Raw genomic sequence first — 13427 nt, 5'->3', positions numbered from 1 at the left:
TGTGCCTAGAATAAAAAGAGAATGGAGAGAAAAACAAAAGGAGAAAAAATGAAAAATTCTCAATTTGAACTTCAAAAGGCTTTGGAGGCTTGGGATTTCAAAAAAGCTTTTGAATGTATAGAAAAACTTAAAGTAAAAAAAAATTATGAAGAGCTTTTAAAAACTTCTAAGAGAGATTTGAGTGAATTTTTACGCGGTAAAACAATTGTTTTTGAAAATTTGCAAAAACTAGAAAAAACTTCTTTACATTGTGCTTTAGCAAGGATTGTTGATGAGTTAGCGGAGTCTAAAGTTGCACCAAATGGTAGTGATATTATAAGGCTTTCTCATCTGCTTTACTCACAAAATTCTAAAGGTGCTAATGCTTATTTTTCTAAGTTAATTTATGGTTTAGAGACAAAAAACTATAGAATCGCAATTTTAGTTTGTGGGGCTTTAAGAGGGGATTATAAAAAAGCTTTTTTAGATCTGCATAAAGAGGCTAAAGCTTTAAATGCTGATATTTTTGTGTTTTCTTGGGATAAAGCTTGTGAGTGGATAGGAGCAAGTGGCAATGGAGTAGGATTTTTAAGAGGGTTTTTTGATGAAAAGATTCTTAAAAATGCTCCAGAAATTGTCATAAGTAGCAATGAGGAATTTAGTAAAAAATTTCCCCGCACTTTTAGCAAGGTTTCTAAAGAAAAACTTCGCAAAGTTGATACTAAGTTTTTTAAAGGACTGCCTTCTATAAAGGCGTTTAAGTTTGAAAGCTTACAAGATTTACAAAACAAAGAAGAGTTGAGCAATACGATAAAAATGTTTTATGGGTATGCAAAAGTTTTAGAACTTTTAGAAAATTATGAAAAAGAAAACGAAATAAAATATGATTTTTTGATTCGTATCCGCCCTGATATGCGTTATGAGTTTCCAAAACGTGAAAAAATTCTCACCCTAAAACAAAAAGAAGTCGCTTGTAATTTGTATACTTGGGGGCTTAATGATATGATAGAAATCGGACATAGCAAAGATTTAAAAGCTTATCTTAATACCTTAAATTTAGCTAAAATAAGGACAGATTTACCCTATTTTAGAGAATATCCTAAGGCGATTTTAAACACTCCAAACACGCCATTTTTATCACATGGGTATTTGTTTTTTTATTTTATTTCTTTAGGTCTTATTCCTGTGAATTTAGGAGCAAAATTCCAAAGAAACAAGACATTGTATGAAAATTTTACTCTTGTTAATTGCCTAAAAGAGCTTAAAAAAGATTTGAAATTGCTTAAACACAAGGGGCTTAGTCAAAGTCAAAGCGATGAAATCACGGCTTTTTTTGAACTTATTACACTTTTTAAACAAGCAATGTTTATAAAAGCGAGTTTTAGAGTGCAAAATTTTCTTTCTTACAAGCTTGGTTCAGCTATGGTCCAAAGCACAATTTTTGAAAAACTCATTTTGCCCTGCATTTTTTTAAAAATTTATTTTGCCCACAGAATTTGTGCATACAAATATAAACAAATCCTTCAAAAAAACCCACATTTAAAACTTCCTCCTTTAGAATCTTATTCTGATTATAAAGAAGCTTTAAGATTTAAAGAACATTTAAGCTATAAACTTGGCAATGCTTTTTTAAAAGCATATAAGAATGTGTGGGGGGGGGGCATAATAAAATACATCTTTATAGATGTGCCTAGAATAAAAAGAGAATGGAGAGAAAAACAAAAGGAGAAAATGCCTAAAAGCACTTCATTCATGTCTTAGAGCATCAATAGGATTTAGCCTAGAAGCGCGACGAGCTGGAATATAGCCAAATAAGATTCCCATACAAGCAGAGAATAAAAAAGCAATAAAAGCAATTCCATAGTCAAACACAAAGGGCAAATCTAGCATATAGCAAATCCCAAGAGAGCCAAAAAAGGCTAGGATAATTCCTAAAATTCCGCCGAGTGCGCTAAGGGTTAGTGCTTCAATTAAAAATTGCAAAAGCACTTCGCTTTGTAGTGCGCCAATAGCAATGCGTGTGCCAATCTCTTTGGTGCGCTCTGTAACAGAAACTAGCATAATATTCATAATTCCGATTCCGCCTACAATTAGACTAACTCCAGCAATCGCACTTAGAAATAGCGTAAGCGTAGAGGTTGTGTTTTGCATAATGTTAATGATTTGTTTGGTGTCCATTATCTCAAAATCATCTTTTTGTCCGCTACGAATATTGCGGATTTGACGCAGTGTGTTAGCAATTTGCGCGGTGGCTTGTGTGGAATCTACACTATCTTTTAGAGAAACCATAAGACGTGAGATATTATGCAATGAGTTAGATTTAGAAATGCTACGTTGATAAGTCTTTAAAGGGAGTAAAATCACATCATCTTGGTCATTTCCCATAGCTCCTTGTCCCTTTTCTTCTAGGATTCCAATACACTCGCATGTAATATTATTTAAGCGGATTCTAGAACCAAGCGGGTTTGTGGAAGTTTTATCAAAAAGATTTTTTTGCACGCTTTTGCCAATAATGCAAACATTGCTTCCTGAGCGATAATCCTGTGCGCTAAAGCCATTACCTTCTGTGATTGTCCAATTTGTCGCTAGAAAATATGCAGAATCTACACCCTGAATTTGTGTTTGGGCATTTTCTTTTTGAAATTGCACAAGGGCAGAAGTGGAGGAGAGCGGTGCAATGGCGCGTGTGAGATGTGAAACTTGTAAATTTAGAGTTTTAATATCTTCTAGGCTAAATTGCTTTCTGCCACCTCCGCCGATATTTTGTGTGCGCGCTGGAAACACTAGCAAGATATTGCTCCCAAGGCTACTAATGCGTTCGGTAACAACTTGTGTAGTGCCATTACCAAGTGTAATCATAATCACCACAGCACTGACTCCAATGATTATGCCAAGCATTGTTAAAAGTGCGCGTAGAAAATTGCGTCTGATTTGTCGGAAGGCTAGAAAAAAGGCATTTAAAATCATTTGAATTCTTTGGTTTGGGATTGCATAATTTGTGTTTCTGTGTTTTTAGATTCTGTATTAGAATCACTTTTGATATTGCCATCTAAAAACACAATTTTACGTGAGGCGTATTGCGCCATTTCTAGCTCATGGGTTACCATTAAAATTGTGATTTTAGATTCTGTATTTAAGTGCTTTAAAATCTCCATAATCTCCACACTTCGCGTTGTGTCAAGGTTTCCTGTTGGTTCATCAGCGAGCAAGAATAGAGGTTTTGAAACAATTGCCCTAGCAATTGCCACGCGTTGCTGCTGTCCGCCACTTAGAGCATTGCTTTGGTGGTTATACCATTGCTTTAAACCGACCATTTCAAGAGCGCACATTGCTTCTTTTAGACGTTCTTTTCTTGGGATTTGGCGGTAAAGTAGAGGAAGTTCTACATTTTCAAGGGCGGTTGTGCGCGGAAGCAAATTAAAGCCTTGAAAGATAAAGCCAATATAGTTGCGCCGTAAAAGTGCTTTTTGTTTAAGGTTTAAATCACTTACATTTACGCCACAAAAATTATAGATTCCACTTGTTGGGCTATCTAGGCAACCTAAGATATTTGCAAGTGTGCTTTTACCACTCCCACTTGGTCCCATTAATGCGACAAACTCACCTTGTGTGATGGAGAGATTAACACCGCGCAAAGCTTCAAAGGAATTTGGTGGCTTACCATAAGTTTTATGAATATTGTGTAATGCTATGAAATCTGTCATTTTTCTACTTTTTGTGAGAGAATAATTTCTGTGCCTTGTGTAATGGAATCACTAAAGATTTGCGTAAAAACACCATCACTAATGCCAACTTGAACGGAAATTTCTTTTGGGATTCCATTTTCTAGTATCCACACGCTAGAATTTGTTTGTTTTTGTGGAGCTGGGTTGCTTTTTTCACGACGCATTCTGCCAAAGGGGTTAAAGCTCTTTTTTTGTGCGCTTTGTTCTTGTATGCTAGGAGAAAAATAGAGGGCGCTTGCTGGGATAAGTAATGCGTTTTTGATACTTTTTGTCGTAATATCTGCTGTTGCGCTCATTCCCGGTCGCAGTAATAAGTCCTTATTATCTACACTAATACGTGCTTCATAAGAAACGATATTATCAGTGCTTTCACTTGCGCCAAAATTTACACGATTGACTACCGCATTAAAAGTTTTGTTTGGATAGGAATCTACGCTAAAAGTTACATTTTGTCCAACTTCAACCTTTCCAATATCTGCTTCAGAAATGCTAACATTAAGCTCCATTTCTTCTAGGCTTTCAGCAATGACAAAAAATTCTGGAGCTTGGAAGCTTGCAGCTACGCTTTGTCCAACCTCAATGGAACGACTAAGCACGACACCATCAATTGGTGTAATGATGAGTGCGTTTTTTAAATCCACTTGTGTAGAGCGGATAGAGGTTTCAATTTCTGTGATATTTGCTTGACGGATTCCAACTTCGCTAAGGGCTGCGTTATAAGCTGTTTTTGCGCTTTGTAAGTCTAGCTTTGAGGGAGTTTTTCCATTTGTTTGTTTGTAGAGTGCTTGGAGTTGTTGGTATTGCCATTTTTTCTCTTCTAAACTCACTTGCGCACTTTTTAGTTGGGCTTTAGCACTTTTAAGTTGTGCTTCATGGCGATAAAGGTTTTGTGTGATACTTTCGCTATCAATTTTTGCTAACACCTGCCCTTTGCTAACTTTATCATTAACATCTACAAGCACTTCAAGCACAATTCCTGAGATAACAGAGCCAATAGAGACTTCATGTGTTGGTGAGAGTGTGCCATTTGCACTAATGTTTGTTTGGATATTGCCTATTTTAGCAGGTTGTGTTATGTAGGTGTATGTGGGTGCTTTATTTTGCCACCAAAGTAAAAGCGCAATAAGCAAAGAAGCACTTAGGATTCCACCTATTAGAGCAAGTAAAAGCTTTTTATAATTGCGTTTGGGATTGAGAGTTTTTAAAATGTCTTTAGTTGTTTGCATAGGAATCCTTATGGAGATTTAGGTTGCCACCAAAGGCTTTATAAAGTGTAACGAGTGTTTTTAGATTTTCTACTTTTGCTGTATTTAGTGATTTTTTTGCATTGTTTAAAGAAGCACTATTAAGCGCATGTTCTAATGTATCAATAAGTCCTATATTGTAGCGGTTAAAGGAAAATTCATAATAATTTTGTGCATTTTGCAAACGTTTTTGGCTATTTTGTAGCTGTATGTGCGCACTATTTGTGTTGAAACTTGCATTTTCAATTTCAAAAAATGCACTTTTTAGAGATTTTTGGAGCATTAAATACGATTCCTTTAATAAAGCATCTTGTAAAAAATAATTTTGTGTTAGTTGTGTGCGATTAAGTAGAGGCGCACTAAGTGAGCTTACAAGCCCCCAAGCAAGGTTGCCACTAGCTTGTGTATTGGAATCTAAAATTTCACTAATGTTAGCACTAATGGAGATAATGGGAAATAGACTTGCTTTTGCTTTAGCTTTTGTGTAGATTTGTGCGTGTAGGCTAAAAAGGGCAGCTCTAATATCTGGGCGTGAGAGTAGCATATCTGCTGGGAGATGTGAGAGATTAAAACGGGTTTTTGGTGTGGGCAGACTTTGGGTATTTTTTAGGGGAATAATTTTGGAATCTAAAAGGATTAAAAGTGCGTTTTTGCTCTCTTCTTGGATATTTTTTAGACGCTCTAGCGTGTTTTGTTCCTCTGTAAGTAAATCTTGTTTTTCAAAAAGTTCAGTGCTATCTAGTAACCCATTTTCAACTTTTAAACGCGTTAATTCTAAGGCTTGGCTGTAATGGGTGATGTTTTCTTGGGTTAGGATTAGGTTTTGTTCTGCTTCAAGGAGTGTAAAATAGAGTGTTGCAATATCTGAAAATAATGTGATTTTAGCATTTTCTAGGTCTTGTAGAGATTTTTGATAGAGGGATTCTTTAGCATTTTTTTCATGCTGAAGTTTGCCAAAAAGGTCTAACTCCCATGAGAGTGTCGCTCCAATTTGTGTGTTGTAGCTGTGCGATTGTATTGTTGGAGTGGTGTTTGTACGTGTTTTGTTTGAATTTGTGTTAAGGTTACCGCTAACACTTGGAAAGAGCGAACCCCAAGCGGTTTTTAGGCGTGCTTTTGCTTGTAAGATTCTTGCGTGTGTGATTTGTAAATCTAGGTTTTTTGTTAGGGCAATTTCTAGAAGTGCATTTAAGTTGGAATCCAAAAACAAAAGCTCCATTTGTTCTTTTGGATTTAGCACGGAATTTTGGGGATTTTTAGGATTGTTTAAGTGAATTAAACTTGTGTTATTAAACTTTGGTGCTAGAGAATTTGTGAGTGTTTTAGAATCTATAGGTGTGGTTGAACAAGCTAAAAATATAAGACTTAGTGTATTTAGGATTCCATATTTTAAAACAATTAGATAATGTTGCAAATGCCCTCCTTAAAACTTGGAACGTATTTTACTTTAAAAGTATAAAATAAATGTGAAGCACTTACGCTTTTTGCAGTTGCGTTGTGGTTACTTCTGTGCTAAAATTACTAAGAAGTTAAAGTTTGTAAAAAGAAGGATTGTATTGTGAATCTTACGATGTTATATAGTAAAATCCACCGCGCAAGTGTGAGTGATGCTAACCTAAATTATGTGGGTTCTATCACAATGGATTCTACTTTAATGGAGGCTGCTGGGTTACTAGAGGGGCAAAAAGTAGATGTTGTGAATATTAATAATGGCGAACGTTTTTCAACCTATGTTATCACTGGCAGAAAGGGTGATATGTGTTTAAATGGTGCAGCAGCACGTAAGGTGCAAGTTGGTGATAAGATTATTGTAATGGCATATGCGCAATACACAAAAGACGAACTTAGAGACTACAAGCCAAAGGTGATTTTAGTAGATGAAAAAAATCAAATTGTGGCAATTAAAAAGGAGTTAAGAGATGTTTGATCCTAAAGAATTAGCAAAAACGTTAGGTGATTTGCAAGAGAAGTTTCAAAGCGCACAAGAGGCAAACAAAGAAGTGGTGCTAAGTGCTAAAAGTGGTGGTGGGCTAGTAAGTGTGAGTGCAAATGGAGAGGGAGAGATTATTGATATTAGCATTGATAACTCCTTGCTAGAAGATAAGGAATCTTTGCAGATTCTGCTAATGAGTGCATTAAATGATGTGCTAAAGAGTGTGGAATCTAATCGTAAAAATATGGCAATGCAAATGCTTGGAAATTTGGGGGATTTTTCATTAAAGGGGAAGTTATGAGACTTTTAAAAATCATTATTTTTGGGGTGTTTTGTTGTGCTTACTCTAGTTTTGCGTATGATTTTGATGCTTGTGAGAAAAAAGCCGCTCTCTCAATGGAGCGCGTGGGAAGAACCTATGGAATCGCAATTGAGTCTTTAGGGAAGCAAAATCCTTCTAAAGCTGTGCTTTTTGTGTATTCACCAAAGCAAAAGCCTCATGGATATAAAGTGCTAAAGCATGACCCATTTGTCGGAATGTATCTCCTAGAATCCAAAGGGACATTAGAACCAATAAATATCAAGGCAATCCAAAAAGAAATCTTAGAAGATGAAATGGCAAGTATTAACCCAAAAGATAGTGTGAGTGGAAAAATCGCAACAAGAATGCAAAGTCCTATTGATTTTGCAACACTCAATACCCCAACTTTTCAAAATAGCTTAATTAGCACGGTTTGTGATCATACTTATGGAATCGGAATTGGTGGAAATGCTTTTATTGAAAAGGCATATTTGGATCGTTTCGTGCATAGTGATGAAATCTACTATGGTGATATTGGCGTGCGCGTGGTGCAAAATTCTGAAAATGCTGTGGAAGTGAATATTGTAGATCCCTTTTTTCAAAAGAATCCTTTTAAATTTGGCGATATTATTGCTTCTGTAAATGAAGAAACAATTACGAATTTAGCGGATTTTCATCGTGTTGTCTTTGATTTAAAGCAAGGCTTAAGTGTTCCTGTGCAGATTAAACGTGATGGTGTGAATATGGAAGTGCAGGTGCAAGTAGATAGATTGCGTGGAGGGATGTTGCTTCCAGAGAATTTCTTCTCGCGAGTGCATATTGGCGTGAATGATAATTTTATGATTACCTATGTAGGAGAGGAAGCAAGAGATGGTTTTGAGCGTCTAAGAGTTGGTGATAAAGTTTTACGTGTCAATCAGCAAACCGCTCCTAGAGGGCATGATGCAATTATTCGTTTGTTGGGAGAATATCCAGATGAAAAACAACGTTGGTTAATTTCACGTGATGATTTTCAATTTTTTGTTGATGTGAATGATAAAGGTGAAATGGAATCACAAAACTCACTCACACAAGGGCTTTTAAGTGAAGAAAATCGATTTAGTCTTTAAAGACTTTGAAAGGTATTTAGAACAAAGTGCGCCAAAGATTCCAAGTTTTCACCCAAGTTACGAAACTGCACTTTGGGAGATGGTGCTAAATGGAGGAAAACGATTCCGTCCTAAATTGCTTTTAAGTATTGTAGCAAGCTATAAGCCAGAGCGGGTGAAGTCTGCTTTTGCTCCTGCACTTGCTTTGGAGATTTTGCACACTTACTCGCTAATTCATGATGATTTGCCAGTAATGGATAATGCGCCACTTAGACGTGGTTGTGAGACTTTGCATAAAAAATACGATGAGGTTTTAGCAATTTTAGTAGGTGATGGGTTAAACACACAAGCCTTTTATCTAATCTCCACAGCAAAGCTAAAATCAAAAGTGAAAGCAAAGTTGGTAGAATCGCTAAGTTATAATGGTGGAATCTATGGAATGGTTTTAGGACAGGCACTTGATTGTCATTTTGAGCATCAAAGATTGCCTTTAGAGCAGCTAGAAATTATCCATTTAAATAAGACTGCAAAACTGATTGCTTCTGCACTTGAAATGGGAGCAATTATTGCGCAATGCGATAAAAAGACATGTAAAAGCTTGTATCAATTAGGCTTAGATTTAGGATTGTTCTTTCAAATCCGTGATGATGTGATTGACTGCACACAAAGCACGCAAGAAGCAGGCAAACCCACCCATAGTGATGGAGTAAAAAATAGCTATGTGAATTTACTAGGTTTAAAGGGGGCTAAAAAAAGTGCCAAGCTCTTACAAAATTCCATAACAAGACAGATTAAAACTCTAAATAAACCTGCGCAAAAGTATTTAAATACACTTTTGGGCAGTTATTTTGATATTTAAAGGAAAATTTTGAAACGCATTTTAATTACAAATGATGATGGTTATGAGTCTTTAGGGCTTTTAGCTCTGAAAGAGGCTTTAAGTCCTTTAGGACACGTTGTAATTGTCGCACCAGCAAGTGAGAAATCTGCTTGCGGACATGGAATGACATTAACGCGCCCTTTGCGTTTTGTTAAGATTGAAGATGATTTTTATAAGCTAGATGACGGAAGTCCAACAGATTGTATTTATCTCTCACTTAATGCCCTCTATGACGAGAAATTTTTACCAGATTTAATTGTAAGTGGTATTAATATTGGTTCAAATATGGGTGAGGATGTAAGCTATTCTGGAACAGCAAGTGCAGCAATGGAGGGAGTTTTGCATGGGATTCCATCTATTGCTATTTCACAGGTGTTGAAGGATAAAAATTATTTTGGTTTTGATTTTGCACTTGCTAAAAAAACTATTTACAACTTAGCAAAAAAGATTCTTGAAGGCTCTTATCCTTTGCAATTTAGAGAGTTTTTAAATGTAAATATTCCACAACTTAGACCAAAAGAATGCAAAGGAATACAAATAACTGAGCTTGGAATCCGCTCTTATGGGAATGATGCGCATTTGCATAGAAATCCGCGTGGAGAGGAGTATTATTGGTTGGGTTTGCATCCTTTGGCTTGGAGTGAGCGTGAAAATGGAGAGATTTCCGATTTTAGCGCAATAGCACAAGGCTATATCTCTATTACACCAATCACACTTGATTTTACAGCACGTGCGCGTTTGGTTGGACTTAGGGAGTGGCTAAATGCAAAATAAACGTTTTTGTAGAACATTATTACTTTTTAAAGAAAATGGATTTCAAAAATTACAAAATTCTAGTGTTTTATTGCTTGGTGTTGGTGGAGTCGGAAGCTTTGCATTAGATTGTTTGTATCGCACGGGGGTTGGAAAGATTTGTATTGTGGATTATGATGTGTTTGACGAAACAAATCAGAATCGTCAAATTGGGTCGTTTGAGGGTGTAGGGCGTAAAAAAGTGGAAGTTTTAGCACAGAAATATCCCGGAATCTTGAGTTTGGATTCCAAAATTACACAAGAATTTATTGATAATTTTGATTTTAATGTTTATGATATTGTTATTGATGCTATTGATGATATTGATGCAAAAATTGCTCTAGCATTAAAAATTGCTAATACACCTAAAAAAGAATCAGCAAAAGAAAAAATGCCTCATTTACTAGTATCTACTGGCAGTGCAAAGAAGCTAGATCCTTCACAAATTCAGTTTGCGCCGATTTGGAAGAGTTATGGGGATAAATTTGCTAGAAAATTTAGAGAAGGACTTAAAAAACAAGGATTTAAGGGGGATTTTATGGTAGCGTTTAGTCCAGAAGAGCCAAAGTGCAAGGAACTTGGGAGTTTTTGTGGTGTAACAGCTAGCTTTGGATTGCGTCTAGCAAGTGAAGCAATTGCTTTAATTTTAAAAAAGGAATGCAAATGAAAATGGTAGCAAAACCCTTTGAGGATGATGAAATGGAAGAATTTGAAGAAGAGTATGAAGACTATGATTTAGAGAGGGAAGAGGACAACTCTTTTTTATACGATGAGGACGATTATGAAAGCAGTGATAGCGACTATGAGGGCGATGATTATTAAGGAATATAATGGTTCAAGTAGCATTAATTCAACAAGCCTATAAGCAAAATAAGCAGGCTACGCAAAGTTATACAGCAGAGAAAGTCCAAGAAGCAGCTACTAAAGGGGCGCAGTTGGTGTTGCTGCAGGAATTGCATAGCAGTGAGTATTTTTGTCAAAGTGAAAATGTGGATTTTTTTGATTATGCACTAGAGTTTGAAAAGGATTGTGCGTATTTTGCAAAAATCGCTAAAGAATGTAAAGTTGTGCTTGTAACTTCTCTTTTTGAACGTCGTAGTGTTGGACTCTATCACAATACGGCAGTGGTGTTTGAAAAAGATGGCAGTATAGCTGGGAAGTATCGCAAAATGCACATTCCAGATGATCCGGGATTTTACGAGAAATTTTATTTTACACCAGGAGATTTGGGTTTTGAGCCTATTTCTACAAGTCTTGGGAAGCTTGGTGTGCTTGTGTGTTGGGACCAGTGGTATCCTGAAGCAGCACGTATAATGGCATTAAAAGGGGCAGAGATTTTGATTTATCCTACAGCAATTGGCTGGTTTGATGCAGATAATGAAGATGAAAAGGAGCGTCAAAGGGAAGCTTGGATGGCAGTGCAACGCGGACATAGCGTAGCAAATGGAATCCCTGTAGTTAGTATCAATCGTGTAGGTTTTGAAAAGGATTCTAGTGGTGTGATAGATGGAATCCGTTTTTGGGGTTCAAGCTTTGTATATGGCGCACAAGGAGAGTTGTTAGCTCTTGGAAGTGTGGATAGTGAAGAGATTTTATATTTTAGTTGGGATAAGAAACGTAGCGAAGATGTGCGTCGTATTTGGCCATTTTTAAGGGATCGTCGCATTGAAATGTATGGGGATATTTTAAAGCGGTATTGTAACTAAATGCAAAGGGATGCACTAAAATGGGATATACGTCACAGAGAAAATCCGATTCCAACTAGACCTTTAGAACTTTTAAAAACGCATATTGCTAAAGCAAGAGTTGGCAAGGCACTAGATATTGCCTGTGGAATGGGAAGGAATTCTAAGTTTATGCGTGATTGCGGTTTTTGTGTGGATAGTGTAGATGTTTCAAGTTATGCAATTAGTTCATTACAAGGTGAGAAGGGAATTAACGCGCAGTGTGTGGATTTGGATACTTTTAAGATTCCACCTTGTAGTTATGACTTAATTTGTAAGAGTTATTTTTTGGAACGTCGTTTGTTTCCTTATATGATTGAAGGGCTAAAGAAGGATGGAATCCTAGTTTTTGAGACTTTTGTGCAAAGTAATGTGGAGTTGCACAATGCTTTTGCTAGAGATTCTGCGCATTTGCTTAGAAAAAATGAGCTATTGCGCGCGTTTTTAGACTTAGAGGTTTTATTTTATGAAGAAGCACTTATTGTGCGTTCAAAAGATTCTGGGTTAGCCCTTGTTGCAAGGCTTGTAGCACAAAAGAGTGATTAAAATTAAAGGAGAATCACCTCTGTAATCTCTCCACTTTTTTTAGCAGAATCTAAAACACAAAGTCCAACTTGTGCATTATCAAGTGGGCAAAAGTTGTTTAAAATTGCACTTTGAAAGTCTTTTTTGTCTTTAAAATCTATACTAAAACTTCCCTCTTTATTGCGCACATTACATACACGAAATTCTAAACGCGTGTCGTTTTTATCAATATCAAAAGAAAGTGGAATCTTAAATGTTGTCCTTTTGAGTTTTGTTCCTAAAAGGCGCAGTAAAATCTCCTTTACAAAGAGTTCAAATGTTACAAGTGTAGAGTTTGGAAATCCCGGAAGTCCAAAGAAATGTTTGGAGTTAAATTGCGCATAGACGATGTGTTGACCGGGCTTAATACGCACACCTTGAAAGATAACTTCTTTTGTGCGCTCCTTACAAAGTGCCGTGATAAAATCATAATCTCCCACGCTTGCGCCGCCACTTGTAATAACCATATCACACTCCTTTAGTGCGCACTCTATGTTGGATTTCACTTGAGCTTTATCATCTTTTAAGATAGGGTAGAGTTTAGGGATTCCGCCATTTTCTAGCACTTTTGCAAGGAGTAAATGTCCATTTGCATTGTAAATATCTTGTGTTAAACTTACACTCTCACCTAGCTCTAAAAGCTCGTTGCCACTCACTAGGATTCCAACTTTTGGACGTGCGAAAACCTTTATAAAGACTTGATTTAAACTTGCTAGAAGTCCAATGTGGTTTGCATTTAGACGTGTTCCTTTGCTAAGAAGTTTTTCACCTTTTTTGTAATTATCTCCTGCTTGACGCATATATTGTCCAATACTTGGCAAAGTTTCAATGCTTAACGTATCTTGTATTAATGTGCAATGCTCAATAGGGACTAGCATATCCGCATTTTGTGGAATCTTAGCTCCTGTAAAAGTTTTTATTGCAAAAGGTGCATCAAGGGGTAGAGTTGGAATTGCGTTTCCTGCTTGATTAACCCCTAGAATCCTAAAACTTTTAGCGTCCTTGAATGTGGAGTTGAAAGCATAGCCATCCATATTAGAAAGCGCACAATGAGGCATATCAGATTCCGCATAAATATCATGAGCTAAAACGCGTCCTAAAGCATCATGTAAAAAAACGCGCTCAACACCTAGTGTGGTAATATTTTGGGATTGTAAAATATTCATAGCTTGTTTAAAATCAATTTTTGTTTGCATT

The 13427-nt window shown here is 36.4% G+C and carries 15 protein-coding genes; 10 read left to right on the top strand and 5 right to left on the bottom strand.

Going from position 1 to position 13427, the window contains the following annotated elements:
* Positions 1–48: 48 nt before the first annotated feature.
* Positions 49–1740, top strand: a complete 1692-nt coding sequence (locus K4G57_RS07775) for a hypothetical protein (protein ID WP_221561828.1) — start codon at positions 49–51, stop codon at positions 1738–1740.
* Here the strand turns inward: K4G57_RS07775 and K4G57_RS07770 are convergent.
* The 4 genes from K4G57_RS07770 to K4G57_RS07755 are packed head-to-tail and all read right to left on the bottom strand — an operon-like array spanning position 1726 to position 6362.
* Positions 1726–2946, bottom strand: a complete 1221-nt coding sequence (locus K4G57_RS07770; RefSeq protein ID WP_221532556.1) for an ABC transporter permease — start codon at positions 2944–2946, stop codon at positions 1726–1728. The two genes, K4G57_RS07775 and K4G57_RS07770, sit on opposite strands and share 15 nt — an antisense overlap.
* The gene (locus tag K4G57_RS07765; RefSeq protein WP_221532557.1) at positions 2943–3683 is read right to left on the bottom strand and encodes an ABC transporter ATP-binding protein; all 741 of its coding nucleotides are present in this window, start codon (positions 3681–3683) and stop codon (positions 2943–2945) included. Before K4G57_RS07765 ends, K4G57_RS07770 begins: the two co-directional genes overlap by 4 nt.
* Positions 3680–4930: an efflux RND transporter periplasmic adaptor subunit gene (locus tag K4G57_RS07760; protein ID WP_221532558.1), complete on the bottom strand. Its 1251-nt coding sequence runs from the start codon at positions 4928–4930 to the stop codon at positions 3680–3682. The genes K4G57_RS07765 and K4G57_RS07760 overlap by 4 nt, the downstream gene beginning before the upstream one ends.
* Positions 4917–6362 carry a TolC family protein gene (locus K4G57_RS07755; protein WP_221532559.1) on the bottom strand — a complete coding sequence of 482 codons (1446 nt, stop codon included), beginning with the start codon at positions 6360–6362 and terminating at the stop codon, positions 4917–4919. The genes K4G57_RS07760 and K4G57_RS07755 overlap by 14 nt, the downstream gene beginning before the upstream one ends.
* A 144-nt stretch (positions 6363–6506) precedes the next feature.
* Between K4G57_RS07755 and panD the strand changes: the two genes are divergently transcribed.
* The 9 genes from panD to K4G57_RS07710 are packed head-to-tail and all read left to right on the top strand — an operon-like array spanning position 6507 to position 12212.
* Entirely contained in the window at positions 6507–6875 is a 369-nt protein-coding gene (gene panD, locus K4G57_RS07750; RefSeq protein ID WP_221532560.1) for an aspartate 1-decarboxylase, read from the top strand.
* Complete coding sequence (locus tag K4G57_RS07745) at positions 6868–7182, top strand: YbaB/EbfC family nucleoid-associated protein (RefSeq protein WP_221532561.1); 315 nt, start codon at positions 6868–6870, stop codon at positions 7180–7182. Before panD ends, K4G57_RS07745 begins: the two co-directional genes overlap by 8 nt.
* Entirely contained in the window at positions 7179–8291 is a 1113-nt protein-coding gene (locus tag K4G57_RS07740; RefSeq protein ID WP_221532562.1) for a DUF7488 domain-containing protein, read from the top strand. Before K4G57_RS07745 ends, K4G57_RS07740 begins: the two co-directional genes overlap by 4 nt.
* Positions 8266–9129: a polyprenyl synthetase family protein gene (locus K4G57_RS07735; RefSeq protein WP_221532563.1), complete on the top strand. Its 864-nt coding sequence runs from the start codon at positions 8266–8268 to the stop codon at positions 9127–9129. The genes K4G57_RS07740 and K4G57_RS07735 overlap by 26 nt, the downstream gene beginning before the upstream one ends.
* 9 nt (positions 9130–9138) lie before the next feature.
* The gene (surE, locus tag K4G57_RS07730; protein WP_221532564.1) at positions 9139–9924 is read left to right on the top strand and encodes a 5'/3'-nucleotidase SurE; all 786 of its coding nucleotides are present in this window, start codon (positions 9139–9141) and stop codon (positions 9922–9924) included.
* On the top strand, positions 9914–10609 hold the full coding sequence (locus K4G57_RS07725) for a ThiF family adenylyltransferase (RefSeq protein ID WP_221532565.1): 696 nt from the start codon (positions 9914–9916) through the stop codon (positions 10607–10609). Before surE ends, K4G57_RS07725 begins: the two co-directional genes overlap by 11 nt.
* Positions 10606–10764, top strand: a complete 159-nt coding sequence (locus K4G57_RS07720) for a hypothetical protein (protein WP_221532566.1) — start codon at positions 10606–10608, stop codon at positions 10762–10764. The genes K4G57_RS07725 and K4G57_RS07720 overlap by 4 nt, the downstream gene beginning before the upstream one ends.
* 8 nt (positions 10765–10772) lie before the next feature.
* Positions 10773–11648, top strand: coding sequence for a carbon-nitrogen hydrolase (locus K4G57_RS07715; protein ID WP_221532567.1), 876 nt, complete (start codon positions 10773–10775; stop codon positions 11646–11648).
* Positions 11649–12212 (top strand): class I SAM-dependent methyltransferase, encoded by a 564-nt coding sequence (locus tag K4G57_RS07710; protein ID WP_221532568.1) that lies wholly within the window; start codon positions 11649–11651, stop codon positions 12210–12212.
* A gap of 2 nt (positions 12213–12214) precedes the next feature.
* On the opposite strand, the gene K4G57_RS07705 is transcribed toward K4G57_RS07710, so the two are convergent.
* Entirely contained in the window at positions 12215–13426 is a 1212-nt protein-coding gene (locus K4G57_RS07705) for a molybdopterin molybdotransferase MoeA (protein ID WP_221532569.1), read from the bottom strand.
* Position 13427 lies beyond the last annotated feature (1 nt).

Source organism: Helicobacter turcicus (assembly GCF_019711685.1).
Classification (GTDB): domain Bacteria; phylum Campylobacterota; class Campylobacteria; order Campylobacterales; family Helicobacteraceae; genus Helicobacter_D; species Helicobacter_D turcicus.
The sequence above is the reverse complement of the archived record's forward strand: the minus strand, read 5'-3'. Positions and strand labels throughout refer to the sequence as shown.

Coding starts and splice junctions, on each gene's coding strand:
- K4G57_RS07775 (WP_221561828.1), top strand. CDS start 49: ATGAAAAATTCTCAATTTGAACTTCAAAAGGCTTTGGAGGCTTGGGAT.
- K4G57_RS07770 (WP_221532556.1), bottom strand. CDS start 2,946: ATGATTTTAAATGCCTTTTTTCTAGCCTTCCGACAAATCAGACGCAAT.
- K4G57_RS07765 (WP_221532557.1), bottom strand. CDS start 3,683: ATGACAGATTTCATAGCATTACACAATATTCATAAAACTTATGGTAAG.
- K4G57_RS07760 (WP_221532558.1), bottom strand. CDS start 4,930: ATGCAAACAACTAAAGACATTTTAAAAACTCTCAATCCCAAACGCAAT.
- K4G57_RS07745 (WP_221532561.1), top strand. CDS start 6,868: ATGTTTGATCCTAAAGAATTAGCAAAAACGTTAGGTGATTTGCAAGAG.
- K4G57_RS07740 (WP_221532562.1), top strand. CDS start 7,179: ATGAGACTTTTAAAAATCATTATTTTTGGGGTGTTTTGTTGTGCTTAC.
- K4G57_RS07725 (WP_221532565.1), top strand. CDS start 9,914: ATGCAAAATAAACGTTTTTGTAGAACATTATTACTTTTTAAAGAAAAT.
- K4G57_RS07720 (WP_221532566.1), top strand. CDS start 10,606: ATGAAAATGGTAGCAAAACCCTTTGAGGATGATGAAATGGAAGAATTT.
- K4G57_RS07715 (WP_221532567.1), top strand. CDS start 10,773: ATGGTTCAAGTAGCATTAATTCAACAAGCCTATAAGCAAAATAAGCAG.
- K4G57_RS07710 (WP_221532568.1), top strand. CDS start 11,649: ATGCAAAGGGATGCACTAAAATGGGATATACGTCACAGAGAAAATCCG.
- K4G57_RS07705 (WP_221532569.1), bottom strand. CDS start 13,426: ATGCAAACAAAAATTGATTTTAAACAAGCTATGAATATTTTACAATCC.